Origin of the sequence: Pseudonocardia nigra, assembly GCF_019396355.1 — a bacterium.
Lineage (GTDB): Bacteria > Actinomycetota > Actinomycetes > Mycobacteriales > Pseudonocardiaceae > Pseudonocardia > Pseudonocardia nigra.
Genome location: NZ_JAHKRK010000005.1, coordinates 28,487 through 55,379, shown reverse-complemented (window position 1 = coordinate 55,379; position 26,893 = coordinate 28,487). Strand labels below are relative to the sequence as shown.

24 protein-coding genes and 3 pseudogenes (1 of these 27 only partly in view) are annotated in these 26,893 nt (G+C 73.3%); 17 read left to right on the top strand and 10 right to left on the bottom strand.

Annotated features, from left to right (window positions below; genetic code table 11):
• Positions 1–370 (bottom strand): annotated as a pseudogene (locus KME75_RS02640) (Mrp/NBP35 family ATP-binding protein); it reaches 877 nt to the left of the window's first position.
• 166 nt (positions 371–536) lie between these two features.
• Here KME75_RS02640 and KME75_RS02635 point away from each other — a divergent pair.
• A complete protein-coding gene (locus KME75_RS02635) occupies positions 537–1,031 on the top strand; it encodes a MarR family winged helix-turn-helix transcriptional regulator (protein ID WP_219412886.1) in 495 nt (164 codons plus the stop codon).
• On the opposite strand, the gene KME75_RS02630 is transcribed toward KME75_RS02635, so the two are convergent.
• The 3 genes and pseudogenes from KME75_RS02630 to KME75_RS47560 all read right to left on the bottom strand — a co-directional run.
• Entirely contained in the window at positions 1,009–1,530 is a 522-nt protein-coding gene (locus KME75_RS02630; RefSeq protein ID WP_219412885.1) for a DUF1003 domain-containing protein, read from the bottom strand. The genes KME75_RS02635 and KME75_RS02630 overlap by 23 nt on opposite strands.
• A pseudogene (locus KME75_RS47565) lies at positions 1,523–2,212 on the bottom strand (magnesium transporter MgtE N-terminal domain-containing protein); the annotation flags it as partial. The pseudogene KME75_RS47565 and the gene KME75_RS02630, both read right to left, overlap by 8 nt.
• A gap of 165 nt (positions 2,213–2,377) precedes the next feature.
• Positions 2,378–2,770, bottom strand: a pseudogene (locus tag KME75_RS47560) (PRC-barrel domain-containing protein); the annotation flags it as partial.
• 44 nt (positions 2,771–2,814) lie between these two features.
• Here KME75_RS47560 and KME75_RS02620 point away from each other — a divergent pair.
• Positions 2,815–3,690: a PhzF family phenazine biosynthesis protein gene (locus KME75_RS02620; protein ID WP_219412883.1), complete on the top strand. Its 876-nt coding sequence runs from the start codon at positions 2,815–2,817 to the stop codon at positions 3,688–3,690.
• A gap of 9 nt (positions 3,691–3,699) precedes the next feature.
• Here KME75_RS02620 and KME75_RS02615 read toward each other — a convergent pair whose 3' ends face one another.
• Complete coding sequence (locus KME75_RS02615; RefSeq protein ID WP_308282507.1) at positions 3,700–5,136, bottom strand: NF041680 family putative transposase; 1,437 nt, start codon at positions 5,134–5,136, stop codon at positions 3,700–3,702.
• Positions 5,137–5,394: 258 nt separating this feature from the next.
• On the opposite strand from KME75_RS02615, the gene KME75_RS02610 reads away from it, so the two are divergent.
• Both KME75_RS02610 and KME75_RS02605 read left to right on the top strand, forming a co-directional pair.
• Complete coding sequence (locus KME75_RS02610) at positions 5,395–6,357, top strand: HpcH/HpaI aldolase/citrate lyase family protein (protein WP_219412882.1); 963 nt, start codon at positions 5,395–5,397, stop codon at positions 6,355–6,357.
• A gap of 940 nt (positions 6,358–7,297) precedes the next feature.
• On the top strand, positions 7,298–8,491 hold the full coding sequence (locus KME75_RS02605) for an acyl-CoA dehydrogenase family protein (RefSeq protein WP_219412881.1): 1,194 nt from the start codon (positions 7,298–7,300) through the stop codon (positions 8,489–8,491).
• Between the two features lie 9 nt (positions 8,492–8,500).
• Here KME75_RS02605 and KME75_RS02600 read toward each other — a convergent pair whose 3' ends face one another.
• Positions 8,501–8,773, bottom strand: a complete 273-nt coding sequence (locus KME75_RS02600) for a hypothetical protein (RefSeq protein WP_219412880.1) — start codon at positions 8,771–8,773, stop codon at positions 8,501–8,503.
• 349 nt (positions 8,774–9,122) lie between these two features.
• Between KME75_RS02600 and KME75_RS02595 the strand changes: the two genes are divergently transcribed.
• The 5 genes from KME75_RS02595 to KME75_RS02575 all read left to right on the top strand — a co-directional run bounded on the left by KME75_RS02595 (position 9,123) and on the right by KME75_RS02575 (position 14,242).
• The gene (locus KME75_RS02595; RefSeq protein ID WP_219412879.1) at positions 9,123–9,641 is read left to right on the top strand and encodes a YflT domain-containing protein; all 519 of its coding nucleotides are present in this window, start codon (positions 9,123–9,125) and stop codon (positions 9,639–9,641) included.
• Between the two features lie 237 nt (positions 9,642–9,878).
• Positions 9,879–11,150 (top strand): ABC transporter substrate-binding protein, encoded by a 1,272-nt coding sequence (locus KME75_RS02590; RefSeq protein WP_308282506.1) that lies wholly within the window; start codon positions 9,879–9,881, stop codon positions 11,148–11,150.
• Positions 11,151–11,222: 72 nt separating this feature from the next.
• Positions 11,223–12,182, top strand: coding sequence for a carbohydrate ABC transporter permease (locus KME75_RS02585; protein WP_219412877.1), 960 nt, complete (start codon positions 11,223–11,225; stop codon positions 12,180–12,182).
• A 1-nt stretch (position 12,183) separates the two neighbouring features.
• Positions 12,184–13,029: a carbohydrate ABC transporter permease gene (locus KME75_RS02580; protein ID WP_219412876.1), complete on the top strand. Its 846-nt coding sequence runs from the start codon at positions 12,184–12,186 to the stop codon at positions 13,027–13,029.
• A gap of 4 nt (positions 13,030–13,033) precedes the next feature.
• Entirely contained in the window at positions 13,034–14,242 is a 1,209-nt protein-coding gene (locus tag KME75_RS02575; RefSeq protein WP_219412875.1) for an ABC transporter ATP-binding protein, read from the top strand.
• 262 nt (positions 14,243–14,504) lie between these two features.
• On the opposite strand, the gene KME75_RS02570 is transcribed toward KME75_RS02575, so the two are convergent.
• Together KME75_RS02570 and KME75_RS02565 are read right to left on the bottom strand one after the other, a co-directional pair.
• On the bottom strand, positions 14,505–15,347 hold the full coding sequence (locus tag KME75_RS02570; protein WP_219412874.1) for a ParB N-terminal domain-containing protein: 843 nt from the start codon (positions 15,345–15,347) through the stop codon (positions 14,505–14,507).
• Positions 15,348–15,351: 4 nt separating this feature from the next.
• Positions 15,352–15,999 carry a metallophosphoesterase family protein gene (locus KME75_RS02565; protein WP_219412921.1) on the bottom strand — a complete coding sequence of 216 codons (648 nt, stop codon included), beginning with the start codon at positions 15,997–15,999 and terminating at the stop codon, positions 15,352–15,354.
• Between the two features lie 57 nt (positions 16,000–16,056).
• Between KME75_RS02565 and KME75_RS02560 the strand changes: the two genes are divergently transcribed.
• The 4 genes from KME75_RS02560 (at position 16,057) to KME75_RS02545 (ending at position 21,175) form a co-directional block, all read left to right on the top strand.
• On the top strand, positions 16,057–16,884 hold the full coding sequence (locus tag KME75_RS02560) for a class I SAM-dependent methyltransferase (RefSeq protein WP_308282505.1): 828 nt from the start codon (positions 16,057–16,059) through the stop codon (positions 16,882–16,884).
• A gap of 247 nt (positions 16,885–17,131) precedes the next feature.
• Positions 17,132–17,962, top strand: a complete 831-nt coding sequence (locus KME75_RS02555) for a DMT family transporter (RefSeq protein ID WP_219412872.1) — start codon at positions 17,132–17,134, stop codon at positions 17,960–17,962.
• Between the two features lie 168 nt (positions 17,963–18,130).
• Entirely contained in the window at positions 18,131–19,786 is a 1,656-nt protein-coding gene (menD, locus tag KME75_RS02550; protein ID WP_219412871.1) for a 2-succinyl-5-enolpyruvyl-6-hydroxy-3-cyclohexene-1-carboxylic-acid synthase, read from the top strand.
• A 141-nt stretch (positions 19,787–19,927) separates the two neighbouring features.
• On the top strand, positions 19,928–21,175 hold the full coding sequence (locus KME75_RS02545) for a sensor histidine kinase (protein ID WP_219412870.1): 1,248 nt from the start codon (positions 19,928–19,930) through the stop codon (positions 21,173–21,175).
• A 10-nt stretch (positions 21,176–21,185) separates the two neighbouring features.
• On the opposite strand, the gene KME75_RS02540 is transcribed toward KME75_RS02545, so the two are convergent.
• Complete coding sequence (locus KME75_RS02540) at positions 21,186–22,394, bottom strand: isochorismate synthase (protein WP_308282504.1); 1,209 nt, start codon at positions 22,392–22,394, stop codon at positions 21,186–21,188.
• A gap of 125 nt (positions 22,395–22,519) precedes the next feature.
• On the opposite strand from KME75_RS02540, the gene KME75_RS02535 reads away from it, so the two are divergent.
• Positions 22,520–23,005 carry a DUF3592 domain-containing protein gene (locus KME75_RS02535; protein WP_219412868.1) on the top strand — a complete coding sequence of 162 codons (486 nt, stop codon included), beginning with the start codon at positions 22,520–22,522 and terminating at the stop codon, positions 23,003–23,005.
• 6 nt (positions 23,006–23,011) lie between these two features.
• Here KME75_RS02535 and KME75_RS02530 read toward each other — a convergent pair whose 3' ends face one another.
• Positions 23,012–23,842, bottom strand: a complete 831-nt coding sequence (locus tag KME75_RS02530) for an inositol monophosphatase family protein (protein WP_219412867.1) — start codon at positions 23,840–23,842, stop codon at positions 23,012–23,014.
• A 154-nt stretch (positions 23,843–23,996) separates the two neighbouring features.
• Here KME75_RS02530 and KME75_RS02525 point away from each other — a divergent pair, with 154 nt between their 5' ends.
• Genes KME75_RS02525 through KME75_RS02515 form a run of 3 tightly spaced genes read left to right on the top strand, consistent with a single transcriptional unit; the run spans position 23,997 to position 26,892 of the window.
• Positions 23,997–25,148, top strand: coding sequence for a glycosyltransferase family 4 protein (locus KME75_RS02525; RefSeq protein WP_219412866.1), 1,152 nt, complete (start codon positions 23,997–23,999; stop codon positions 25,146–25,148).
• Between the two features lie 2 nt (positions 25,149–25,150).
• The gene (locus KME75_RS02520; protein ID WP_219412865.1) at positions 25,151–26,254 is read left to right on the top strand and encodes a glycosyltransferase; all 1,104 of its coding nucleotides are present in this window, start codon (positions 25,151–25,153) and stop codon (positions 26,252–26,254) included.
• A 44-nt stretch (positions 26,255–26,298) separates the two neighbouring features.
• Positions 26,299–26,892: an LYR motif-containing protein gene (locus KME75_RS02515; RefSeq protein WP_219412864.1), complete on the top strand. Its 594-nt coding sequence runs from the start codon at positions 26,299–26,301 to the stop codon at positions 26,890–26,892.
• The last annotated feature ends 1 nt before the right edge of the window (position 26,893 follow it).

The window sequence follows — 26,893 nt, the reverse complement described above, 5'->3', positions numbered from 1 at the left end:
CGGTCGCGATCGTGAAGTGGTCCATGCCTTCTGATGCCCGAAATCCCTGCGGCGCACTCGTGCGGCGGAGGCCGCGGCGCAGCTCGGTGCGCTGCTCGTCGCTCATCACGTCGAGTTCGACGTCGACGGCGCTGATCCCGGGCACCGCCGAGACGGCGGTGGTGACGCGGTTGGTGATGGTGTCGCGCATCGGGCAGCCGGCCACCGTGAGGTAGACGCCGACGTGCGCGCGCCCGTCGGGGGCCACCGCGACGCCCTTGACCATGCCGAGCTCGGTGATCGGCCGGTGGATCTCGGGATCCTCGACCCCGGCGAGCGCGGCCATGACGGCCTGCTCGATCGTCGTGGTGGTGTTTCCGCTGCTGGACATCAGGGTTTCCGCTGCACCTTCCTGGCGAGGCTGCTCGGGCGGGGCGCTGCGCGAGAGCCCGATTCCCATGCTACGTGCGTGCCGCTGTCGGTCCGCGTCCGTAGCATCGTTGCGCCCGAGGACCGGCTCGTACGGTCGTCGACGAGGCAACACGGGGGGAGCCGGGATGGAGACCGAGGCACACGCGCCACCGACCGGGACGGTCCGCGAGGAGACCGGGCGTGGCCGCAGCGGCCCCACGCGCGAACAGCTCGGCGCGTGGCGGTCCTTCCTGCGAGCGCACGCCACGATCACGAAGGTGCTCGAGTCCGAGCTCGTGGCCGAGCAGGATCTGTCGCTGGCCGCGTACGACGTGCTGGTGCAGCTGGCCGAGGCGCCGGACCGGCGGCGGCGGATGACCGAGCTGGCCGACGCGGTCCTGCTGTCGCGGTCGGGGGTCACCCGGCTCGTCGACCGGCTGGAGCGGGCGGGGCTCGTGACGCGCAGCCCGGTGGCGAACGACGGCCGGGGCGTGGCCGCCGAGCTCACCCGGGCGGGGCTCGGCCGGCTGCGCACCGCGTCCCGCACGCACCTGCGCGGGATCGGCACGCACTTCGCGGCCCGGCTGCACGAGGACGACCTCGGCGCGTTGGAGCGGATCAGCCGTCGACTTGCCGAGTGACGCGCGCCTTGGCCCGTTCGGCGGCCGGATCCGGCCCCGCGCCCAGCCGGTCGCACAGCTTGTCCAGCTCACCGCGCAGGTAGTCGCGGGTCGCGACCTCGCCCACGGCGAGCCGGAGCGCGGCGAGCTCGCGCGCGAGGTACTCCGTGTCGGCCTTCGTGCGGTCGGCGCGCACGCGGTCCTCCTCCAGCGAGACGCGGTCGCGGTCGTCCTGCCGGTTCTGGGCCAGCAGGATCAGCGGCGCCGCGTACGCGGCCTGGGTGGAGAACGCCAGGTTCAGCAGGATGAACGGGTACGGGTCCCACCGCAGCGACGCGGCTGCGAGGTTGATCGCGATCCAGACCAGCACGATGATGGTCTGGATCGCGAGGAACCGGCCCGTTCCGAGGAACCGGGCGATCCGTTCGGACAGCCGCGCGAACCAGTCCGGGTCGAGCTCGAAGCGGGCCCGGCCCAGCCGCGGCTGGTCGAGCCTGCGGTGCGTGGTGATCTCAGGCATCCGCCACCTCGTCGTTCCGCTCGTCGGACTCGGTCAGCCGGTCGCGCCAGTCCGGCGGCAGCAGGTGGTCGAGCACGTCGTCCACCGTCACGGCACCCAGCAGATGATCCTCGTTGTCGACCACCGGCGCCGCCACGAGGTTGTAGGCCGCGAAGTAGCGCGTGATCTCCCCGAGCGTGGACCCCGGGCCGAGCCGCGCCAGGTCGGTGTCGACGACGCCCGCGACGAGCTCGAACGGCGCCTCCCGCAGCAGCCGCTGGGCGTGGGCGCAGCCGAGGTAGCGGCCGGTCGGCGTGTCGGACGGCGGCCGGCAGACGAACACCATGCTGGCGAGCGCGGGCGGGATGTCGGGGTTGCGGATCCGCGCCAGTGCCTCGGCCACGGTGGCGTCCGGGCGCAGGATGATCGGCTCCGGGGTCATGAGGCCGCCCGCGGTGTCCGACGAGTACCGCATCAGCCTGCGCACGGGCGCGGACTCGCCGGGCTCCATCAGCGCCAGCAGCGCGTCCGACTCGGCGTCGGGCAGCTCGTGCAACAGGTCGGCGGCGTCGTCGGGGGACATGGCCTCCAGCACGTCGGCGGCCCGTTCGACGTCGAGGTGCGCGAGCAGCGCCCGCTGGTCGGCCTCGGCCATCTCCTCGAACACGTCCGCCAGGCGCTCGTCGTCGAGGGCGTCGACGACCTCGTGTTGGCGCTTCTCGGGCAGCTCGAGCAGCGCGGCGGCGACGTCGGCGGGGCGCATCGTCTCGAACACCGACAGCAGCCCTTCGGTGCCCTGCCGGTCCGACAGCGACAGCCCGGTGACCGCCCGCCACGACACCACCTGCACCGGGCCCCGCCTGCTGAACCCGTGGCGGCGGGCGCGCACCGCGAGCCTGCCGACCACCCAGTCCCGCGAGCGGGTGGGCTCGATGGCGGCGTCGACGACCACGACCTCCTCGCCGGTCTCCACGAGCCGGACGGGAGCGTCGAGCAGCTGCCCGACGAGCAGCGTCTCGTTGGGCCGCTGGGCGAAGCCGCGCAGCGTCACCGAGCCGGTGGCCAGCGCGACGGCGCCGGGATCGATCGTGGTGACCCGCAGCATCGGCACGAAGATCCGCCTGCGGGTGGCGAGCTCCACCACCAGGCCGAGGACGCGCGGCGGGGCGGCGTCGACGCGCAGCGCGGCCACCAGGTCACGGACCTTGCCGATGCGCTCCCCGTCGGGTCCGAACACGGCCAGGCCCGCCAGCTGTGCCACGAAGACCCGCTCGGTGCCCACGGCGGAAAGCCTAGGCTTCGATCGTGAATCCTCTCCGGTACGACGTGGTGGACGTGTTCACGGTCGACGGTGCCTACACCGGCAATCCGCTCGCCGTCGTGCACGGCGGCGGCGCCCTCACGGGCGAGCAGATGCAGGTGATCGCCGCCGAGTTCGGCCTCTCCGAGACCGCGTTCCCGCTCCCCCCGACCACACCCGACGCCGACTACCGGCTGCGGATCTTCACGCCGTCGCGCGAGCTGCCCTTCGCGGGCCATCCGAGCGTGGGCGCGGCCTGGACGCTCGCCAGGGCCGGGCTGATCCGCACCGGGACGGTAGTGCAGGAGTGCGGCGCGGGGCTGCTGCCGGTGGAGGTCGACGACCACGGTGCGCAGGTGACCGGAGGGAAGCCGGAGGTCGGGCAGGCGCTGGACGGGCCGGGCCTCGCCGCCGCCGTCGGGCTCACCGCCGCCGACGTCGACCCCGACGTGCCGGCCGGGGTGGCCGGCGCGGGCGTGCCGTTCGCGTTCCTGCCGGTGCGGCCCGACGCCGTCGCGCGTGCCGTGCCGGACGCCGGGGCGATGCGCGCCGCGCTCCCGGACGACCTCGTCGGGCTCAGCGTGGTGGCGTTCGACCGGACGAACTGGCGCGCTCACGTGCGGATGTTCGCGCCGGAGGCGGGGGTGGTGGAGGACCCGGCCACCGGTTCGGCCGCCGTCGCACTCGGGGTGTTCCTCACCGACCGCGGTCTGCTCGGCGCGGACGGGCAGTCCGGGTTCGTCGTGTCCCAGGGCGCGGAGATCGGCCGCCCGTCCGAGCTCGCGGTCCTCGTGCGGGCCGAGGCGGGGGCCGCGGTGACGACGTCCGTGCGCGGGAACGTGGCGGCGGTGGCGAGGGGGGAATTGCTGTCCGTGCCCTGAGCTTGATCTTTAACCTGCGCGCTGTTGGCGTGGGGTGATGGCGGGTTCGCGACTGGTGATCTTCCCGACGTGGTGGTGGGGTGCGGGCCTGCGGTTGCGGGAGCCGGGTGGGCGCCCGGGGCCGGGGTGAGCGGGTTTCGGCGCGCTGGCCGGGAGGGCGGTGTGCGGGCGGAGGTTCCGAAAGCCGCGGCGGACCCGCGCTGGGGTCAGCCGCCCGGGTGGGGCGGGCTTCTCCCAGGGCCGGCGCAGGTCTTGGGCCAGCGGTCGGGCGAGGCGGAGCTGGGTGTGGGCGGCGACGAGGAGCCAGGTCCAGCGGTCCGCGGCCTGTGGGCTGCGGATCTTCGGGGCGGTCCAGCCCAGGGTCTGCTTGAGCAGTCGAAACGTGTGTTCGAGATCGAATCTGCGCAGGAACGACTGCCACCAGCGGCCCACATCGGCCGCGGTGGCGCCGGTGGTCGAGGACCACAGCCAGACCGGTTTCGGGTCGCGGTCACCGGGCAGGTGCTCGACCTGCAGCCGGATCAGGGTGCCCTCGATGAGCGGGAGCTCGCCGTCGTGGTCGGCCCAGCAGCCACGATGGGTCAACCGCGGGTGCAGCCGATCCCAGCTGGTCGCGGTCGCGGTGCCGTAGCGGCTGGTCGCGGAGGTCGTGGTGTGCACCGGTTCGGGCCAGGTCGCGGGCCTGGCCAGGGCGAACTCCGGCCCGTGCTTGGGCGGGCGCCCGGTGGTGCCGGGCGGCCGGGGCGGCTTCGGGCGGCGCAGGACCCGGTCGGAGCGGAGCCGGCCAAGCAGCTCGACGGGCAGATCGGCCAGCACAAACGCCAGCCGGGTGACGTCGTAGCCGGCGTCGGTGACGATCAGGATGTCCGGATCCCCGGCACGCCAGTGCCCCGCCGTGACCAGCCCCCCGATGACCGCGCGCAGCTGCTGCGCGGTGACCACGCTGGCATCGTCGGCGGGCCCGAGCCGGACCGCATCCAGCAGCGCGGTCCACGAGGTGCGGCCGGGTTCCAGCGCGGCGAAGAAGGAGTAGGGCCAGCCCGAGATCAGCTGGGCCTGGCCCTTGCCGCGCCCATAGACGTGGCAGAACAGCCGATCGGCGCTGCTCGGGGCGTCCGAGCGCAGCCACGGGCTGACGTCCACGGCGAGCACGATCCGCCCGTCCGCGGCCCGCGGCAGCGGCAAGGACGCCACCGCGCGGCGGATCCGCTCGGGTTCCACCCGGCCGTGGTTCAGCGCGTCGTACATCGCGCCGTGCCCGCGCCGGTGTTCGGCCACCAGCGTCAGGTCCACTAACGCCGTCACCGGCCCGTCGGCGCACAACACCGCATCGGTCAGCTCGAACAGCGCGTCCGCCCGGGCGGGCAACGACGCGTAGAACTGGTGCCGGAACCGGGACAGCTCCCCGAGTGCCGCCGCCCGAGCTTGATCGTGCACACTGTCCACCGCAGCCCTTGTGTAGATCGTCTTCCTTCGACAGAAGCATGATCAACCAAGGGCTGCACTCATGATCAACCGGGTTCGACTCGCCAGCGCTGCAGACGGCCCTGAGGTTAAAGATCAAGCTGAGCAGAGCTTGCGGAGCGAACAGCCGGCGATGAGGCGGCACGGCGGGTGAGAAACCCGTCACCACAGCACGCCGGGCGTTCGCGATCGTGTCAGCATCGTCGCCAATCGCGCCGATCTCGACGAGGAGCTTCGCCCGTGGCGACCACCCAGACCCGAGCCCGCCGGTCCTGCCTGGCCGTGCCGGGATCCAGCCAGAAATTCATCGACAAGGCCCACACGCTGCCGGCCGACCAGGTCTTCCTCGACCTCGAGGACGCCTGCGCGCCCCTGGCGAAGCCCGGGGCCCGCAAGACGATCGTCGAGGCGCTGAACGAGGGCGGCTGGGGCGAGAAGATCCGCGTGGTCCGGGTGAACGACTGGACCACCGAGTGGACCTACCGCGACGTCACCGAGGTCGTGGAGGGCGCAGGCGCGAACCTCGACGCGATCATGCTGCCGAAGGTGCAGACGGCCGAGCAGGTCGTCGCCCTCGACCTGCTGCTCACGCAGATCGAGAAGGCCATGGGCTACGAGGTCGGGAAGATCGGCATCGAGGCCCAGATCGAGAACGCGCTGGGCCTCACCAACGTCAACGCGATCGCCACGGCATCGCCGCGCGTCGAGACGATCATCTTCGGTCCCGCCGACTTCATGGCGTCGATCAACATGAAGTCGCTGGTGGTGGGGGAGCAGCCGCCGGGCTACGACGTGGGCGACGCCTACCACCACATCCTCATGAGCATCCTCATGGCCGCCCGGGCCCACGACAAGCAGGCCATCGACGGCCCGTACCTGCAGATCAAGGACGTCGACGGGTTCCGCAGGGTGGCCGGCCGCTCCGCCGCGCTCGGCTTCGACGGCAAGTGGGTGCTGCACCCCGGCCAGATCGACGCGGCGAACGAGACGTTCAGCCCGCGCCAGGAGGACTACGACCACGCCGAGAACATCCTGGACGCGTACGAGTACTACACGTCCGAGGCGGGCGGGAAGCGCGGCGCCGCGATGATCGGCGACGAGATGATCGACGAGGCGAGCCGCAAGATGGCCCTGGTGATCAGCGGCAAGGGCCGGGCCGCCGGAATGGAGCGGACGAACCGCTGGACCCCGCCGGAGAGCTGAGCCGCCTCGCACACACCTCCTGGGCCCGGCACACACGTCCGGCGGTGGTCCGGCGGTGTGTGCGGGCGCCGGGGGAGGTGTGTGCCGGCCGCGGGGAGAACTGCGGTCGAGCGATCGGCCGTGATCGCGCGGCCACCAGGGCGTGCGTGATCGCCGCGAGGTGACCGTTTCGGCGGTCGGTGCTGCGAGAAGTGCGCTCTCGTGGTGATCACGGGCAGAGGGTGGCGGTTGCCTCGCCGGGAACGACCATCTGCCCGTGATCCCGCCGGCCGGGGCCACCCACGGCCACGGGGTCGCGCGCGGTCGTCAGTGATCGTCGTGAGTGTGCGGTTTTCGCGGTGCGGGGTGCGGCCCCGGGGATCTCGCGGCGATCACTGCGGGCGCTCATCGCCGCGAGGTGACCGTTTCGGCGGTCGGGGCTGCGAAACGTGCGCTCTCACGGCGATCATGGGCGCAGGGCGGAGTGCTGGTCCCCCTCCGCGACCATTCGCCCATGATCGCGCCGGCGTCCGAACCCGGCTCGGCGGTGGAGTGCTGAGAGCGCATCGGCGGTGATCACGGGCGGAGGGCGGCGAGTTCGTCGCCGGCCCGACCGTCTGCCCGTGATCGCGTCGTGGTGGGGCGGCTGCTCGGCGGTCGCGATGCGGGATCGGCCCCTCCACGACGATCACGGGAGGAGGGCGGCGAGGACATCGTCGGGCACGGCCTTCTGCCCGTGATCGCGCCGGCCGTCGGGCTCCGCCCGGCCGCGCACACGCGGTGGACTCCGCGCGTCCGGCGGAGCCCGCCGGCGGTGTGTGCGGAGTCTCCGCGATGTGTTCGGCGCCGGTGAGAACCTTCACAGCGTCCGAGCAGGGTCGGCGGGGGATACTACCGCCCGGTAGCCCAGCGCCGGGCCGAGCGGGACCCGGCGATCCCGGACGCCCGCCAGGAGGCACACATGGCCAAGCTCGCTCATACCGCCGGTCTCACCGAGGTCCAGCAGGAGATCCTGTCCACCGTCCGGACGTTCGTGGACAAGGAGATCATCCCGCACGCCACGGCGCTCGAGCACGCCGACACCTACCCGCAGGACATCGTCGACGGGATGAAGGAGATGGGGCTGTTCGGCCTCACGATCCCGGAGGAGTTCGGCGGGCTCGGTGAGTCGCTGCTCACCTACGCGCTGGTCGTGGAGCAGATCGCGCGCGGCTGGATGAGCGTCTCCGGTGTGATCAACACCCACTTCATCGTGGCGTACATGATCAACCAGCACGGCACGGACGAGCAGAAGCAGCGCTACCTCCCGCAGATGGCCGCGGGTGACGTGCGCGGCTCGTTCTCGATGTCGGAGCCCGACCTCGGTTCCGACGTCGCGGCGATCAAGACCAAGGCCGTGGCCGACGGCGACGACTACGTCCTCGACGGCGCCAAGATGTGGCTGACCAACGGCGGCACGTCCAACCTCACCGCGGTGCTGGTGAAGACCGACGAGGGTGCGCCCAAGCCGTATCAGAACCTCACCACGTTCCTCGTGGAGAAGCCCACCGGCTACGGCGAGGTCGCCCCGGGGCTCACGGTGCCCGGCAAGATCGACAAGATGGGCTACAAGGGCGTGGACACCACCGAGATGGTGTTCAAGGGCCACCGCGTGCCCGCGAGCGCGATCCTCGGGGGCAAGCGCGGCGGCGGGTTCGCCCAGATGATGGACGGCGTCGAGGTCGGCCGCGTCAACGTCGCCGCCCGCGCGTGCGGGATCTCCATCCGCGCCTTCGAGCTGGCGGCCGAGTACGCCCAGCAGCGCAGCACGTTCGGCAAGCCCATCGTCGAGCACCAGGCCATCGCGTTCAAGCTGGCCGAGATGGCCACCAAGGTCGAGGCCGCGCACCTGATGATGGTCAACGCCGCCCGGCTGAAGGACGCCGGCAGTCGCAACGACGTCGAGGCGGGCATGGCGAAGCTGCTCGCGAGCGAGTACTGCGCCGAGGTCACACAGGAGGCCTTCCGGATCCACGGCGGCTACGGCTACTCGAAGGAGTACGAGATCGAGCGGCTCATGCGCGAGGCGCCGTTCCTGCTCATCGGCGAGGGCACGTCGGAGATCCAGAAGACCATCATCAGCCGGGGCCTGCTGCGGGAGTACAAGCTGCGGTAGGGGCCGGGATCACTCCCGGTTGCGGCTCCAGAGCCCTGCACCCATTCGCAGCTGCTTGCCCGAGCCCCCGCACGCGCCGCACGTCCGGAACGACTTGGTGGCGACAGCGCCGTAGGACTTCGGGCTGCCCTTGCACGAGGAGCACGCGGTGAAGGGATGCAGGAGCAGGGACAGCAGCCAGGCCACGAGCACGCCGATGGCGATGACCACCAGCGTGCTCGTGCCCGAGCCGGCTCCGACGGATACGCCGAGCAGGGGCTGGGCGAGGGACAGGAAGGGCATGGTTTCGCTCCCATCCGGAGGGAACGCCCCCCGGCGGCCCCGTTGCCGCCCGTTCCCGGCGTGATCAACGGTACGTCCCGCTGATCAGCGGTGGGAGCGGCTGATCAGCCCGGAGCATTCGGCTGTCCGGGCGCTTTCTCTGCCCCGTTCGGCCCGCGCCTGTTCGGCCGTACGGGCTGGGTCTCGGCCTCCACGCCGCTCTGTGGCCGGGTCGTGACCGGCAGCGGGCGTCATACCATGCCGATTCGTGTGATGATCGGCAAAACGGGCACTCCGTTTCTGAACCGCGCGTTGACGGTGCAGACCCGTCATGACCGGGAGTCCCGACCCGAACGAATCAGGAGGCCCCGTGACTACTCCGTTCGGCGGCCCCGCGCGCCCCGCGCCCGGCCTGCCCAACCTGCCGACGCCGCCCACCGGGTGGCCCGTCGGTTCCTACGCCACCTACGAGGAGGCACAGCGGGCCGTCGACCACCTGGCCGACTCGAACTTCCCCGTCCGTGACGTCACGATCGTCGGGGTCGACCTCATGCTCGTCGAGCGGGTGATCGGCAGGCTCACGTGGGGACGAGTGTTGCTGTCGGGCGCCGCGTCCGGTGCGTGGTTCGGTCTCTTCGTCGGCCTTCTCCTGAGCTTCTTCAGCCCGGGCGCCACCCCGTTCGGCCCCATCCTGGTCGGCCTGGTCAGTGGCGTGGTGTTCGGCGTGGTGTTCGCCGCGGTCGGGTACGGAGCGAGCCGCGGCCGCCGCGACTTCACCTCTGCGAGCCAGATGGTGGCCGGGCGCTACGACGTGCTCTGCCAGCCGCGGAACGCCGAGAAGGCCCGTGAGCTGCTCGCCAAGCTTGCGATGGGCTCAAGCCACTCCTAAATGAAGGTTGCGTTCCCGTCTCGGGCGCACTCAGCGTTTGCGGGCCCCGCGCCACGCGCATAGGTTCGGATCACCGGCCACGTCGAGTGACCGGAATCACACCTGTGGGCGCGCGGTGGGCAATGGCGCCGCCCGGAACGGGGGGAACGCATGCGCGAAGCGGTCCATCCGACGTCGCGGCGACCGCGTCGGCGCGCGCTGGTCGCGGGGGCCTGTGCGGTTCTGACCGCCGCCGCGGTGGCCGGATGCGGTTCGGATGCCGCCGGGCCACCGGTACTGAACTTCTACACGGCGGCCGACGCTGCCACGGCGTACGCGGCGGCGGCCCAGGCCTGCACCGAGGCTGCCGACGGCCGCTACACGGTCGTCCAGCAGACGCTCCCGAAGAGCGCCGACGACCAGCGCCTCCAGCTCGCCCGCAGGCTCGTCGCGGGCGACTCCGAGGTCGACCTCATGACCCTCGACGTCACCTGGACGGCGGAGTTCGCCGAGGCGGGCTGGATCGAGCCGTGGCCCGAGGACCTGGCCGCCCAGGTCGCGGAGGGCACGCTCGAGGGGCCGCTCGAGACGGCCATGTACCAGGACCGGCTCTGGGGCGCGCCGCTCAACACGAACACGCAGCTGCTCTGGTACCGCAGCGACCTCGCCCCGACGCCACCCCGGACGTGGGACGAGATGATCGAGATGTCCGAGGTGCTCTTCGAGCAGGGGCTGCCGTCCTACATCGAGGTACAGGCGGCGCAGTACGAGGGCATCGTCGTGTGGTTCAACACGCTGCTCACCAGCGCAGGCGGCCAGATCGTCTCCGAGGACGGCGAGGTGCTCGTCGGTCAGGGCGACGCCGCCCGGCTCGCCGCCTCGATCATGCAGCGGGTGGCGAGCTCGCCGGCGGCCGACCCGTCGCTGTCGGTGGCGCAGGAGAACGACGGCAGGCTCGCCATGGAGGCCGGGCTGGCGGCGTTCCAGGTGAACTACCCGTTCGTCAACGCCTCGATCAACACCCCGCCGCCGGACGGCGGAGGCGGCGGCACGTTCATCGACGAGGCCGGCCGCCCGACGAACGTCGACACCGGGCGCCGCGTCGCCGACGTCTTCGCGTGGGCGCCCTACCCGCGCGTCGACCCGAACGAGCAGGCGACCGTGACGATCGGTGGCTTCAACATCGGCGTGAGCACCACCGGCGGCGACCAGGACCTGGCGTTCGAGGCGGCCCAGTGCCTGCGCAACCGGGAGAACCAACTGTTCAACGCCGTCAACGCGGGCATCCCACCCACCCTGGCCGCGTTGTACGACGACCCCGAGTTCCAGGCCGAGTACCCGGCGTGGGAGGCCATCCGCGAGTCGCTGCGGAGCGCGAGCGTGCGGCCGAAGACCCCGGCCTACACGAGCATCTCGATCGTCCTCGCCGACCTGCTCAACCCGCCTGCGGAGATCAACCCGGAGACGATCGTGCCGCGGATGGTCGAAGAGGTCGAGCGTGCGGTGAACTCCGAAGGGCTGGTGCCGTAATGAGCGAGCTTGCGAGCGAATCATGACACAGCGTCTGCGCGAAGCGCGGCCCGAGCGCAGCGAGGGCCTGCGATGAGTATCCAGAGCACTGCGCCGGCAGCTGAGGTCGAGACCAGGGCGCAGGGGCAGTCCCGGCGCAAGCCACCGCTGTCGGAAGGGGCTCGCGCCGAGCGGCGCCTCGCGTTCCTGCTGTGCGCGCCCGCGGTGATCATCATGATCGCGGTCACGGCCTACCCGATCGGCTATGCGATCTGGCTCTCGTTGCAGCGCTACGACCTGCGGTTCCCCGACGAGCAGGCGTTCGCCGGGCTCACCAACTACGTGGTGGTGCTGACCTCGGGCTACTGGTGGAACGCGTTCGGCGTCACCATGTTGATCACGGTGATCTCGGTGGCGATCGAGTTCGTGCTCGGGCTGGCGCTGGCGCTGATCATGCACCGGACGATCCTCGGCCGCGGGCTCACCCGCACCGTGGTGCTCATCCCGTACGGGATCGTCACGGTGGTGGCGGCGTTCAGCTGGCAGTTCGCGTGGACGCCGGACACCGGATATCTGGCCAACCTGCTGCCCGAGGGCAGCGCGCCACTGACCGACCAGGCGGCGTCCATCGCGCTGATCATCCTGGCCGAGGTGTGGAAGACCACGCCGTTCATGGCGCTGCTGCTGCTCGCCGGGCTCGCGCTGGTGCCCGACGACCTGCTCAAGGCCGCCCAGGTGGACGGGGCCGGGCCGTGGCAGCGACTCACGCAGATCATCCTGCCGATGATGAAGCCGGCGATCCTCGTGGCGCTGCTGTTCCGCACGCTCGACGCGTTCCGGATCTTCGACAACATCTACATCCTCACCGGCGGGTCGAACGGCACCGGCTCGGTCTCGATGCTCGGCTACAACAACCTGTTCCGGGCGTTCAACCTCGGCGTGGGGTCGGCGATCAGCGTGCTGATCTTCATCGCGGTGGCGATCATCGCGTTCATCTTCATCAAGCTGTTCGGCGCGGCGGCGCCGGGCTCGGACCCCGAGGGGAGGCGCTGAGATGGCAGGCCAGCCCGGGACCACCGGCACCGCGGCCAAGAGCAAGTGGGCCGTGGCCAACACCCTCGTGCTGATCTACGCGCTCGTGCCGGTGCTGTGGATCGTCAGCCTGTCGTTCAAGCCGGCGAGCAGTATCACCGACGGCAACTTCATTCCGCGGGAGTGGACGCTCGACAACTACGCGCAGGTGTTCGGGGTCGACCTGTTCACCAGCGCACTGATCAACTCGATCGGGATCGCGGTCATCGCCACGGTGCTCGCCGTCGTCATCGGCACGATGGCGGCCTACGCGATCGCCCGGCTGCGGTTCCCCGGCAAGGGGCTGCTCGTCGGCGTCTCGCTGCTGATCGCGATGTTCCCGCCGATCTCGCTGGTGAGCCCGCTGTTCGACATCGAACGCGCGATCGGCCTGTTCGACACGTGGCCGGGCCTGATCCTGCCCTACATCACGTTCTCGCTCCCGTTGGCGATCTACACGCTCTCGGCGTTCTTCCGCGAGATCCCGTGGGAGCTGGAGAAGGCCGCGAAGATGGACGGGGCCACCCCGCTGCAGGCGTTCCGGTCGGTGATCGTGCCGCTGGCGGCACCGGGCGTGTTCACCACGGCGATCCTCGTGTTCATCTTCTGCTGGAACGACTTCCTGTTCGCGATCTCCCTGACCTCCACCGAGGCGTCGCAGACCGCGACGGTGGCGATCGCGAACTTCACCGGCGCCAGCGAGTTCGCGGAGCCGACCGGGTCGATCGCGGCGGCCGCCGTGCTGCTCACGATCCCGATCATCATCTTCGTCCTGTTCTTCCAGCGCCGGATCGTGGCCGGCCTGACCTCCGGTGCAGTGAAGGGGTAAGTCGATGGCTGACATCGTTCTCGACCACGTGACCAAGCGGTACCCGGACGGCACCGTGGCGGCCGACGACATCAACATCGAGATCGCCGACGGCGAGTTCATCATCCTGGTCGGGCCGTCGGGCTGCGGGAAGTCGACGGCGCTCAACATGATCGCCGGCCTGGAGGACATCAGCGACGGCGAACTGCGCATCGGCGGCGAGCGGATGAACGAGCGCGCGCCCAAGGACCGCGACATCGCGATGGTGTTCCAGTCCTACGCGCTCTACCCGCACATGACGGTGCGGGAGAACATGGGCTTCCCGCTGAAGCTGGCCAAGGTGGACAAGGCCGAGATCAACCGGAAGGTCGAGGACGCGGCCAGGATCCTCGACCTCACCCAGCACCTGGACCGCAAGCCGGCGAACATGTCGGGCGGGCAGCGCCAGCGGGTGGCGATGGGGCGGGCGATCGTCCGGAGCCCAAAGGCGTTCCTCATGGACGAGCCGCTGTCCAACCTGGACGCCAAGCTGCGGGTGCAGATGCGCACGATGGTGTCGAAGCTGCAGCAGCGCCTTCAGACCACCACCGTCTACGTCACGCACGACCAGACCGAGGCGATGACGCTTGGCGACCGCATCGTCGTCATGCGCGGTGGGGTGGTGCAGCAGACCGGGTCCCCGCAGACGCTCTACGACAACCCCGCCAACCTCTTCGTGGCCGGTTTCATCGGCTCGCCCGCGATGAACTTCCTCCCCGCGAAGCTGGAGGAGGGGGTCTTCCGGACGGCGCTGGGCGATCTCACGCTCACCGACGAGCTGCGCCGGACGCTCGAGTCGGGCGACGCCCCGCGCGAGGTGATCATGGGCATCCGCCCGGAGCACTTCGAGGACGCGGCGCTGGTCGAGGACCACGTGCGGTCCCGCGGCGCCGTGTTCGGTGCCGAGGTGGACGTGGTCGAGTCGATGGGCTCGGACAAGTTCGCCTACTTCAGCGTGGAAGGGGAGCAGGCGATGTCCGCCGACCTCGCCGACCTGGCCGCCGACGCCGGCACCGCCGACGTCCCGGGCGGTGACGCCGGCACGCTCGTCACGCGCCTGTCGGCGGCGTCCGGAGTGCAGGAGGGCAGGCGCGCGGAGGTCTGGGTGGACACCAGCAAGATCCAGGTGTTCGACCCGGCCAGCGGGAAGAACCTGACCACCCGCGAACCGGCGGCAGCCCCCGCCGCCGGCTGACCCCCGGCCCCCGCCCGCGAGTCGCCCGAAATCGCACCCGAGTCGCCCGTTTTCGCCACGCGAGTCGCCCATCGTCGCCACGCGAGTCGCTCGATTTCAGAGCGCCGAGCGCCGAGCGAGACTCGCGTTCTCGATCGGGCAACTCGCATTCGGAGTCGGGCGACTCGGTGGTCGGGATCGGGCAACTCGCCGGTCCGGGCGACTCGCGTGCGGGAGATGGCCGACTCGCGTGTCCGGATCGGGCGACTCGCGAGGGGTTCGGTCAGTGGCCGGGGTCGGCCTGCAGGCGGGACACCACCTCGTCGTCCCAGCGGTGGGTGCGCATCAGCCGGTACCGCTGCGCGGCCAGCTGGAGGTAGGCCTCGGCCTCCGTGCGGTCGCCGATGAGGTCGGCCTGCGCGAGCATGCGCACGACGGGCCGGAACTCCTCGGAGTACCAGCGCCGGGCCACCGTCTCGCGGTCGAGGTAGCGGCGTTCCTGCTGCATCAGCCGGAACCCCCAGGCCTCCACGGTGAGGCTGAGCTCCGCGTACGACCAGGCGCTCGTGACGAGGATGGACGCGAGCGCCGGGCCGGGCAGCGGCACCCGGTCGAGGAACACCCGGCGCAGGTCCTTGGTGATGAGGTCGCCGCGCCTGCCGATCCCGGTCGCGTCGATCTTGGTAGTGACCTCGGTGACGAACGCGTCGATCTCGCGGAGCCCGAGTGCGTGCGCGACCGAGACGCGGTGGTGCCCGTCGCGGACGAAGTGCAGTTCGCCCACGCGGTAGACGTCGATCGGCGGGATCGTCTCGCCGCGTCGCTGGGCCCGGGCCAGCCGCTCCCAGCGCTCCCGGGTGCGGTGGGAGCGCGGCCGGAACCAGCGGTCGAAGTCGCGGGTGCGGTCGACGCTGCCGACGATCGAGTCCAGCGGGATCACCTGCATGCCGAGCCTGCGTTCGCCGACCAGGCCCAGCGCGGCCACGACCTCGTCGAACGGGAGGATCTCGGACACGTCGTCGGGCTCGCGGCGCAGCCACCCGGCCAGGCGGGAGAGCACCTGGCGGCGGCGGATCCGCAGGAAGTCGTGCTCGGCGTCGGTCTGCGGGAAGCCCGTGTCGGCCATGTCCCTACAGCTCCAGCACCCGGCGGCCGACGACGTTGACCACCCGCGTGTCCCCGAGGAACCGGTCGGGCACCGACTGCCCGTACGGGTGGATGTGGCCGTGCACGAGCAGCCGCGGCCGCAGGGCCGCCACCACCGCGTGCAGGCACTCGAAGCCGTGGTGGGGTCCGTCCTCGCGGTCGCCGCAGTGCCGGGGCGGGGCGTGGGTGAGCAGCACGTCCACCGGCCGGCCGTCCCGGCGGGTGGCGCGCCGCGCCGCGCGCACGAGCTTGCGGGCCCGGCGCGCCTGCTGCTCCTGCGTCCACTGGTTGGGCCCCTCGCGGTAGCGCACGCTGCCGCCGAGGCCGGCGAAGCGGACGCCCGCCACGTCGACGACCCGGCCGTCGGCGTCGTCGAAGCCCGCGGGGCCCGGCCACCGGCAGGGGAGCCCGGCGCGCATCCACAGGCCGGCCCGTTGCGAGTAGCCGGAGAGGTCGGGGTCGTGGTTGCCGGGGACGAGCACGCCCGGCCGGTCGACGTGGTCGGACACCTCGGAGAGGTAGTCGAACGGGAGGTCACCTGCCGCGACGATCAGGTCGACGTCGAGCCGCCGCGCGGCGCCGTTGCACAGCGCGGCCTCGACCTCGTCGCTCAGCGCCAACGCCCGGACCACCGCCGACAGGGTACGGCTCACGTGCGCACACCGCTTCCGTGCGTCAGGATGCGAGACGTGAGTGCCTCGTCGAAGCCCCGCCGGATCGATCGCGGGACCGTACTGCGCTCGTTCGACGCGCACGCGCGCACCTACGACAAGCTCGTCGCGTCCAATCCCGGCTACCACGAGCACCTGCGGATGTCGGCCAGGCGGATGGGCCTGCCGAACCGCGGGGCAGGCCTGCGCCTGCTCGACCTCGGCTGCGGCACGGGCGCCTCCACCGCGGCACTGCTCGACGCCGCGCCGGAGGCCGACATCACGGCGGTGGACGCCTCCGAGGAGATGCTGGAGCAGGCGCGGCGGAAGTCGTGGCCCTCGACCGTGCGGTTCGTGCAGGGCAACGCCGAGAACCTCGCGATGAGCGGCATCACCGGGCCCTACGACGGCATGCTCGCGGCGTACCTGCTGCGCAACCTCGTCCACCACGACGCCGCGCTGCGCCAGTTCCTCGGGCTGCTCCGGCCCGGCGCCCCGATCGCGCTGCACGAGTACTCGGTGCGCGACTCGTTCCGCAGCCGGATCGTCTGGACCACGGTGTGCTGGGGTGTGATCATCCCGGTGGGCCGGATCCGCGCCGGCTCGGCCGACCTCTACCGCTACCTGTGGCGCAGCGTGCGCAAGTTCGACGGCGTCGGGGCACTGACGGCGCGGATGGCCGCCGCCGGGTTCGAGGACCTGCGGGTGCAGACCGTGCCGGGCTGGCAGCAGCACATCGTGCACACGTTCCTCGGGCGCAGGCCGATCGAGCCCGTCATCGACACGGAGCTCGAGATGGCGGCCGATCCGGAGGCCGTCACCCCGCCTGAGGGCGTCGAAGTGACGAAACCGCCCGCCGACGGCTGATCGCGCCCGGTAGGGTGATCACGTGCACCGCACGTTCCCGATCACCCCGCCGCCCCGCTCCTGACGCCTGTCTGGTGGATCAACGCCGTCAGGCGGAGATCCACCAGTGGGAATACAGCGGGGCCGCCTTCACCCGCGCGCTCGCCGACCGGCGGGCGCGCTCCTCGGCATCCGGCCGTTTCGGTGATCTCGGGCCGTGCCCCGCTTCCGCGACCTCATCCGTCTCGTCGCAGGAGCGCAGACCTTCATGTCCCTCGTTCGCACCACCCCGACCACAGGGGTGTCCTTCCTCGTGCTCGCCGGCGTCCTCTGGGGCACCGGCGGGCTGCTCGGCAGCCTGTTCGGCGCCGCTGCCGGGCTGGCGTCGTCCGCCGTCGCCACCTACCGGCTCGCCGCGGGCGGGCTGCTCATCGTCGGCTACCTGCTCGGCACGGGCGCCCCGCTGCCCCATGGGGCTGCGGCATGGCGCCGCATCGCGGCGACCGGAGCACTCGCCGCGCTGTTCCAGACCTGCTACTTCACGGCGGTGTCGATCACCTCGGTGAGCCTGGCTACGCTCGTGACGATCGGGTCGACGGAGTCGTTCGTGCCGCCTGCGGACGCGACGTGGCAGCCCTGGCACTTCCACCACAGCGGTCCCGGCACCGTCATCGGCCATTGCGACACCGGGCCGTGGCACATCGTGGCTCGCGACGGCCTTCCGGTGGCGTTCATCGACTGGACCCTCGCGGGCCCCGTCGAACGCCGTGTCGAGGTCGCCGCGACGGCTGCATGGAACGCGCAGCTCCAGGACGACGACGTCGCCGCGCGACACGGGCTGCCGGACGCCGGTACCCGAGCCGCGTCGGTGCGCCACTTCCTGGACGGCTACGAGGTCCCGCGCGCGCACCGTGCGGACGTCGTGGACGCGATGATCGAGTTCACGGTTCAGGACTGTGCGTGGGAGGCGAGGCGGGCCGGGATCGGGCCGGACAGCACGGACCCGGCGCCGCTGTGGTCGCTGGCGTGGCGGGCCAGGTCGGCCGACTGGATGCTCCGCAACCGCGGCCTGCTCCGCCGCTCGCTGCAGCACAGGTGAGAGGAAGCGGTGCCCGGGACACCCCGGCGGGTGTTCCGGGCACCGTCAGCGATCCCCCCGCACGAGGCGCCGCCCGGTGAGCCTCGTGCGGGAATTCGCCGCGAGCACGTGCGTCGTTCGTGCGGTCTGGCCGCAGGCGCGCATCGGGGCGCACTTAGGCTGCCGCGGGTGAACCCGTCGACGATGCAGGCCCAGGTGATCGTCGACGAGCTCGTGCGGTGCGGCGTCACCGACGCCGTGTTGTGCCCCGGCTCGCGCAACGCGCCGCTGTCGTTCGCGCTGCACACCGCCGACGCCGCCGGCCGCCTGCGGCTGCACGTGCGGATCGACGAGCGCACCGCCGGGTTCCTCGCCCTCGGGCTGGCGCTGCGGTCGGGCCGTCCGGTGCCGGTGTCCACGACATCGGGCACGGCCGTGGCGAACCTTCATCCCGCGGTGCTCGAGGCGTCGCACGCCGGGGTGCCGCTGGTGGTGCTGAGCGCGGACCGGCCGCCCGAACTGATCGGCACGGGCGCGAACCAGACCGTGGTCCAGCCCGGGATCTTCGGCGCGGCCGTGCGGCTCGCGGTCAACGGTGCCGTCGGCGGCGGGCCGGGTGACAACGGGCGGTGGCGGTCGGCGGTCGACCGGGTCGTCGCCGCGGCCACCGGAGCGCTCGGCGGCCCGCCCGGTCCCGTGCACCTCAACCTCCCCTTCGCCGAGCCGCTGGTGCCCCACGGTTCGGCGGAACCGCCGCCCGCGGGCCGCGCCGGGGCAGAGCCGTGGACCGCTGTCGCGCCGGTGACCCGGCAGGTGCCGTCGCTGCCGCTGGACCCGTCCGCGCCCACGGTCGTCGTCGCCGGGCACGGTGCGCCCGACGACCTGCTCGAACTGTCGGTCCCGGTCATCGCCGAGCCCGGATCGGCGGCGTGGCCCACGGCGCTGCGCACCGGCCCGTGGCTGCTCGGCACACCGTCGGCGGCCGCGTTGGCGCCGCGGCAGGTGGTGGTGGCGGGCCGGCCCACGCTGCACCGGCCGGTGCAGCGGCTGCTCGCCGACCCGGACGTCGCGGTGTTCGGGCTCGCCGACCCCCGCGGCGGGCCGTGGACGGACGTGGCGGGCGCCGTCCGGTCGATCGGGGCGCTGCCGCCGCTGACCCCCGACGCCGAGTGGGTGGGGCGCTGGTGCGCGGCGGACGCCGCCGCGGGTGCGGCGCTTGACCGGCTCCTCGACGACCCCGCCGGGCCGGTCGGCCTGCGGCTGGCCCGCGCACTGCCCGCCGCGCTGCCCGACGGCGCCCTGCTGCTGCTCGGCTCGTCCAACCCGGTACGGGACGTGTCGCTCGCCGCGGTCCCGCGCCGCGGCCTGACCGTGCTGGCCAACCGGGGCGTCGCGGGCATCGACGGCACCGTGTCCACGGCGGTCGGCGCCGCGCTCGCGCACAACGGCCCGGCCTACGCCCTGCTCGGCGACCTCACGCTGCTGCACGACACGACCGGGCTGGTGATCGGTCCCGACGAGCCGCGACCCGACCTGACCATCGTCGTGCTCAACGACGGCGGCGGCGGGATCTTCGGGCTGCTGGAGCAGGGCGCGCCCGAGCACGCCGCCGCCTTCGAGCGGGTGTTCGGCACACCGCACCGGGTCGACATCGCCGCCTTGTGCGCCGCCACCGGTGTCGCCCACATCACCACCGACGTCGCCGGACTCGCCGCCGCCGTCGAGCCCGCGCCCGGGTTGCGCCTGGTCGAGGTGCGCGCCGACCGCACCGCGCTGCGCGCGGGACACGCCGCACTGCGGGCCGCCGTCGACGCCGCGGTGGCGGAGGCCGTCGCCGCGCCGTGAGTGATCGGTAACGGGGCGCAGCACTGCGTCGACAGTCCCTTCGGAGCTCCCCAGCACCCGGCCCGCGCACTGCGGCGCGGCCGTCCTCGGTCGTTCGAGGGGTAGATCGTGATCGACAGGTTTCCCGGATGGCGTCGTCCGGTGGCTCCCCGGCAGGCCGTCCGGGCCGCCGCGGTCGAGACGCTGGCGCAGCTCGTGCTGATCACCGGGGCGGTGCTGCTGGTCATCGGCCTGCAGAGCGCGCCGGGCGTCGTCGAGCGGACCTTCGCGGTGCTCGCGTTCGCCGCGGGCGTGTCCGCCACGATCCTGCTGGCCGTCGGCGCCTACATGAGCGGGAGCGACACGGCGCGCCGGATCGCGGAGGGCGTCGGGCTCTACGTCGGCACGGTGCTGCTGCTGCGCACGGTCGGCGCGGGTGAGCGCGGGATGTGGGCGGTGTTCGGCAGCCTGGCCGTCCTCGGCGTGATCGCGCTCCTGGTGCTCGCGGTGCGCGGCTCCAGCACCCGTGACCGCACCGTCGCCGTCGTCTTCGGGCTCGCGGTCCTCGCCGCGGCCGCCGCAGCGGTGGGCACCCTGGTGGCCCCGGGCCTCGTGCTCCCCGCCCCGGTCGTCCGCACGGTCGACCTGGTGGCCTGGTCGGGGGTCGGTGCGGCCGCCGTCCTGCTGCTCGCCGCGGGCGTCGGCGGGGGTGGCCCGCTGATGCGCCGCATCGCGCTCGGGTTCGTCACGCTGGCGATCGCGCACGCGATCCGGTTCGTCGCGCGCGACGGCGGCACCAGCGGCGCGGCGGTGAGTGCCCTCGTTCTGGCCGCCGTCGCGATGTTCCTGGTGGCGGCGGTGCCCTTCCTGCTCGCGACCGCCCGCACCGTGTCCCGGCAGGGCGCCGAGCTGGAACGGCTGCAGCGCATGCTCGACGCGCCGGAGCCCGCCGGCCAGGCGGGCACCGCGGTCGCCACGGTGCTGCGTGAGCTCGCGGTGGTGCACTCCGGTGGTCTGCTGGCCGTCGACGTGGACGTCGACGGCGAGCCGCGCGTCGCCGCCCCGCCCGCGGTGCTCGCCGACGTGCTGACGCACCTGCTCGCCGACTGCGCCACGAACACGCCGGGTGGACGAGTGCGCATCCGCGCCCTGTCGCGGGGCCGCCACGTGCGGATCGAGGTCGCCGACGACGGGCCGGGGCTCACCCCGGACTCCATGGCGGTGCTACTCCGGAGGGGACAGGAAGGCGGCACCCCCGACGGGCCCGGGGCCGGCCTCGCCCGGAGCGCCGACATCGTCGGCAGGCACCAGGGCACGTTCACGGTGCGTTACGGGGACCACGGCTGCACCGCCGTGCTCGACCTGCCCGCGTCCGACTGCGCCGCGCCCGTCCCGACCGTGGTCGTCTGACCGGGCGCACCTACGCGGTGCCGTCCTCCAGCGCGTCGCGCACCGCCACGAGCTTCGCCGCGGCCTCGCGCACCTCGGTGTCGGGATCGGAGTCGGCCACCACACCGCAGCCGGCGAACAGCCGCGCGACCGGCCCGTCGAGCTGGGCGCAGCGCAGCGCGATGCCCAGCTCCCCGTCGCCGCCGCCATCGACCCAGCCGACCGGGCCCGCGTACCGGCCGCGGTCCATGTCCTCCAGCTCGGCGATCAGCGCGAGCGCGGCGTCGCGGGGCGTGCCGCCGACGGCGGCCGTCGGGTGCACGGCCTCGGCGAGCTGCAGCAGCGACGCGGGTGCGTCCGCCTCGAGGTCGCCCCGCACGTCGCTGGCCAGGTGCGAGACGTTGTGCAGCGCGATCACGGCGGGGGTCTCGGGCACGTCGAGCGCGCTGCAGAGCGGGTGCAGCGCCGCGGCGAGCGAGTCGACGGCCAGCGCGTGCTCGCGGCGGTCCTTCGCCGAGCCGAGCAGCTGCCCGGCGAGGTCGTCGGACTCGCCGGGCCAGATCGTGCCGGCCAGCACCCGGGACTCGACGCTCGTACCGGCGCGCCGCACGAGCAGCTCCGGCGTGGCGCCCACCAGCCCGTCGACGGCGAACGACCAGCACGTCGGGTAGCGCTGCGCCAGCCCCCCGAGCAGGAACCGCGGATCGAGCGGGGTGTCGCCGACGGCGAGCAGGTCGTGGGCGAGCGCGGCCTTCTCGAGCTCGCCGGCCTGCATCCGCCGCACCGCCTCGGCCACCGCGCTGCGGTAGCGCCCCACCGGCAGCCGCCCGTCGGCGAAGCGCAGCGTGCCGCTGGACCGGACCGGGCTGACCGAGCGCACCGCCGAGGGGCCGTCGCCGTGGGAGAACTCGGTGATCCACGAGATCCCGTCGCGGCGCCCGACGAGCACGCGGGGCACCAGGAGGACCGAGCCCGGGGAGGTGTCGGTGAAGGTGAAGCTCGCGAACGCGACGGGTCCGGTGCCGGGCATCCCGACCTCGTCGCGGACGTCCAGCTGCGCGGTGAACGAGCGCCACCAGGTGTCCGCCTCCGCGAACCGCCCGGGGCCCGCGATCGCGCAGCGGGCCACCTCACCCCACCCGACCAGCCCCTCGGAGCCGCGGACCCAGGACAGGGGTCCGCGGTCGTCGGGCAGCAGGTCGATCAACCGGCCCGGGTCGTCGACGAGCCTGGTTCGCACGCCCAACCCGGTCGGTAGCGGGGCGATCGTCACCATTCGAGAGTAAGAGGCGCGGACGCTCCGTGCGCGCGCGGCCCGGGAGGTACCGGACACACTCGCCGGCTCGGCGCCTAGGATGACCGTCCGTGACCGATGGCGCCGGCAGCGGCCGCACCCGGGCGGTGCACGAGCTGGCGGACCTGCTGCGTCCGCTGGCCCTCGCGGTCACCCGCCGCCTTCCCGAGATCGTCGCCGGGCTGGCGGTGCTGGTCACTGCGCTGGTCGCGTTCGCGATCGCCGGTTCGGCCCTCGACGACCGCGCGATCGCGGCCAACCCCGCGGTGGCGCAGGCGGAGGTGCTGGAGGGTTCCTCGTTCGCGCGCACGCTCGTGCGGTTCACCGTCGCGAACGGCGAGGCGGTCGTGCCCGAGCGCGGCGTCTTCTACCCGCGCGGCCTGCAGCCGGGGGAGACCGTGGCCGTCGAGTACGACGTCACCGACCCGGAGCTCGTGCGGGTCGCCGGCCGCAGCGCGCTCACGAGCTCCGTTCCGCTGCTGCTCGGCGTGCTGGTCGTGTGGGCGCTGCTGGGGCCGCTCTCGCTGTGGCTGCGCAGGCGCCGCGCCCGCGAGTAGGACGCGCTACCGGTCCGCGAGCCACCACCCCAGCACCTCGTCCAGCGCCCCCGGCGCGGCGACGACCATCGCCCCGGCGGGCAGCCGGTCCGGCCGCCCGTCCCCGTCGACGACGAGAGCGCCCGCCTCCTGGGCGAGGCACAGCGCGCCCGCGACGTCCCACTCCCGGTACTTGTCCAGCACCGCGGCGACGGCGTGGCCCAGCGCGACCTGCGTGACCGCGAGTGCCGACGACCCGAGCATCCGGACGCCCACGTGCGCGGCGACGGCGCGCGGGGTGAACGCGGCCGCCCGGTCGACGGTGAGCTCGGCGCACACCAGGCCGCCGACGGGGGATCGGGGCGTGACCCGGACGGGAACCCCGTTCGCCCGCACCCCCCGGCCCCGGGCGGCCGCGTAGATCTGCGCCCGGCTCGGGTCGGCGATCACGCCCACCACCGGGCCCGCCCCGTCGACGAGCGCCAGGCTGTAGGCGCACCACGGGAATCCCGCGACGTAGTTGGCGGTGCCGTCGACGGGGTCGACGACCCAGCGGTAGGGCGCCTCGACGGCTCCGGGGTCGGAGCCGTACTCCTCGCCGACGACGGGGATGTCGGGGAACTCGGCGGCCAGCACGCGCCGGGTGTGCCGCTCGAGCGTGCGGTCGGTGTCGGTGACCCAGTCGTACGGGTTGGACTTGGCCACCGCGCCCGGCTGGTGGTCGCGGCCCGCGGTCGCCGTGATGACCTCAGCAGCGTCGTTGGCCAGCCGGCCCGCCACGTCGAGTGCGCGCGAGAGCAGGCCCGGTTCCACCGGTGGCGGTGGGGCGGATGCGCTGAGATGCTGCTGGACCGTCATACGACCCGAGCGTCGGCAAGGCCGGTGACCCGGGTGCGTCGCGCAGGTGACGTGTCGCGGATCACCGGGCCAACTGTGTGCCGGACACATGCTGTTGGCCCCGGGTTCGCGGCATCGTCAACACCGCGACCGCCTGCGGGGGAACGGTGCTCCCGTGCGCGTCGCGATCGTGTCCGAGTGCTTCCTCCCGGTCGTCAACGGTGTCACCAACTCGGTGCTGCGGGTCGTCGAGCACCTCACGGCGGCCGGACACGAGGTGCTCGTCGTCGCCCCGGGGATGGACGGGCCCGCGGAGTACCACGGCGCCCCGGTGGTCCGCATTCCCGCTGTGGACCTGCCGGTCGTCTCCTCGATGCCCGTGGGCGTGCCGAGCAGGCGCGTGCTGACGACGCTGCGGGCGTTCGCCCCGGACGTCGTCCATCTGACGGCGCCGTTCGTCGTGGGCTACCGGGGGCTGGCGGCGGCGCGCAGGCTCGGCATCCCGACGGTGGCGGTCTACCAGACCGACGTCGCGGGCTTCGCCTCCTCCTACGGCCTCGGGCTCACGGCGCGCGCCGCGTGGCGCTGGACCTGCCGCCTGCACGCCCAGGCCGATCGGACGCTCGCCCCGTCCAGCTGGGCCACCGAGGCGCTGCGGGCGCGCGGGGTGCCGCACGTGTACCAGTGGGCGCGGGGCGTGGACACGCGGCGGTTCACGCCGTCGAAGCGTGACGCCGGGCTGCGGGCCGAGCTCGCCCCCGGCGGCGAGCTGCTCGTGGGCTACGTGGGGCGGCTGGCGCCGGAGAAGCAGGTCGAGCGGCTCGCTGCACTGGCGGGTCTGCCGGGCACGCGGCTCGTCGTCGTCGGGGCGGGCCCGAGCGAGGAGCAGCTGCGGGCCGCGCTGCCGACGGTGGCGTTCCTCGGCTTCCGCGACGGCGACGAGCGGGCGCGCGTGTACGCCTCGCTCGACGTGTTCGTCCACACCGGACCGTCCGAGACGTTCTGCCAGGCGGTGCAGGAGGCGCTCGCGTCCGGGCTGCCGGTCGTCGCCCCGGACGCCGGCGGCCCGCGCGACCTCGTCCTGCCCGGCCGCACCGGCTTCCTGGTGCCCCCGCGCCCCGACGGGCCGGCCGCCGACGAGCCGGCGTCGCTCGCCGCGGATGCGCAGCTGCGGGCCGCGGTGCAAGCGCTCACCGACGGCGCGACGCGCGCCCGATTCGGGTCGGCGGCGCGCCAGTCGGTGCTGCGCCGGACCTGGTCCACGGTGGGCGACGAGCTGCTTGCGCACTACGCCGACGTCGTCGGGACGTCGGTGGCGGCGGCGTAGGGATGCGGATCGTCCAGCTCGCGAACTTCTACGGCCCGCGCTCCGGCGGGCTGCGCACCGCGCTGCACCACCTCGGCGCGGGCTACGCCGGGCGCGGGCACGACGTGGTGCTCGTCGTGCCCGGCCCGCGGTCGGTCGACGAGCGGCTGCCGTCGGGCATCCGTCGGGTCACGGTGGCGGCGCCGCTCCTGCCCGGCACCGGCGGTTACCGGGCCGTCGACCCGTGGCGGGTGCAGCGGCTGCTCGACCGGCTGGCGCCCGACGCGATCGAGGTGTCGGACCGGCTGACCCTGCGCGGCCTCGGCGGGTGGGCGCGGCGCCGCGGCGTGCCCGGCGTCGTGATCTCCCACGAGCGCCTCGACCGGCTGCTGGCGCAGTTCCTGCTCCCGCCACCCGCGGCCCGCCGGGTGGCCGACGCGGCCAACTCCCGGATGGCGCAGGCCTACGACCGGGTCGTGTGCACGACGTCCTTTGCGCGAGCCGAGTTCGACCGGATCGGCGCGCGCAACGTCGCTCAGGTGCCGCTCGGCGTGGACCTCACGACGTTCTCGCCACTGCACCGGGACCCGCGGCTGCGCGCTTCCCTGACCGGCGGGGCGGACGCGCTGCTCGTGCACTGCGGGCGGCTGTCACCGGAGAAGCACCCGGAGCGCACCATCGACACCGTCGCCGCGCTGCGGGACGAGGGACACCGGGTGCGCCTGGTCGTGGCGGGCGACGGGCCGCGGCGGCCCGCGCTGGAGCGACGGGCGTCGGGGCTGCCGGTGACGTTCGTCGGGTACGTGCCCGACCGGGCCCGGCTGGCCACGCTGCTCGCGTCGGCGGACGTCTCCCTCGCGCCCGGCCCGCACGAGACGTTCGGGCTCTCGGCGCTTGAGGCGCTGGCCAGCGGCACACCGGTGGTGGTGTCGGCGTCCTCGGCGCTGCCGGAGATCGTCGGCGCGTCCGGGGCGGCGGCCCGGGACTCGCCGGAGGCGTTCGCCGCGGGTGTGACGGGCCTGCTGGCCGCCGACGCGGGCGCCCGCCGGGCCGCGGCGCGGGCGCGAGCGGAGCGGTACGACTGGCCGACGTCGGTGGACCGGATGCTGGCCACGCTGACCCCGTAGTCGTACGGATGCGGGTGCCGGGCCGCGCGCCGCATGCTCGTGGCATGGACGAACCGGCCGGCGCGCGCGTGACCCTCACCCCGGGCGGCGCCTACGCCGAGATCGACGTCGCCGGGCAGAACGCCGCCGTCGGCGCGCTGCTGGGGCCGGACGAGGCCGGGCGGGCCCGGGCCGTCACCGCCGTCCTCGAGGCCCCCGGGCGCTTCGCACCCCCGGTGCTCTACGCGCTGTCCGAGGTCCTGTCCGTCTACGGAGAGCGCGACGAGGGCGCGTTCTGGTTCTACGCGGCGCAACTGCGCGCCCGGTTCGACGCGAACCGCTGCACCGACCCGACGGCCGCGGCCGCCGTCGGATCGCTGAACGAGCGGTTCGGGCCACCGGTCAAGGCGCACGCGTTCCGCGACCCGGACCTGCTGCGGGCGCTCGTCGAGCGGGCCGTGGCCTGGGACCGGGCCACGCCGCACGACTACGATCACCGCTGGATCAACCTGCACGGGATGGCGGCCTTCGGCGGGCCCGCCGGCGAACCGCTCAGCCTGCCCGCGCCGGAGTGGGCCGCGCTCGCCGAGCGCACCCGCAGGGACTACCGCGCCGGGCTCGAGGAGGCACTGCGGCGGCTGGCGGCGGGCCCCGCGTAGC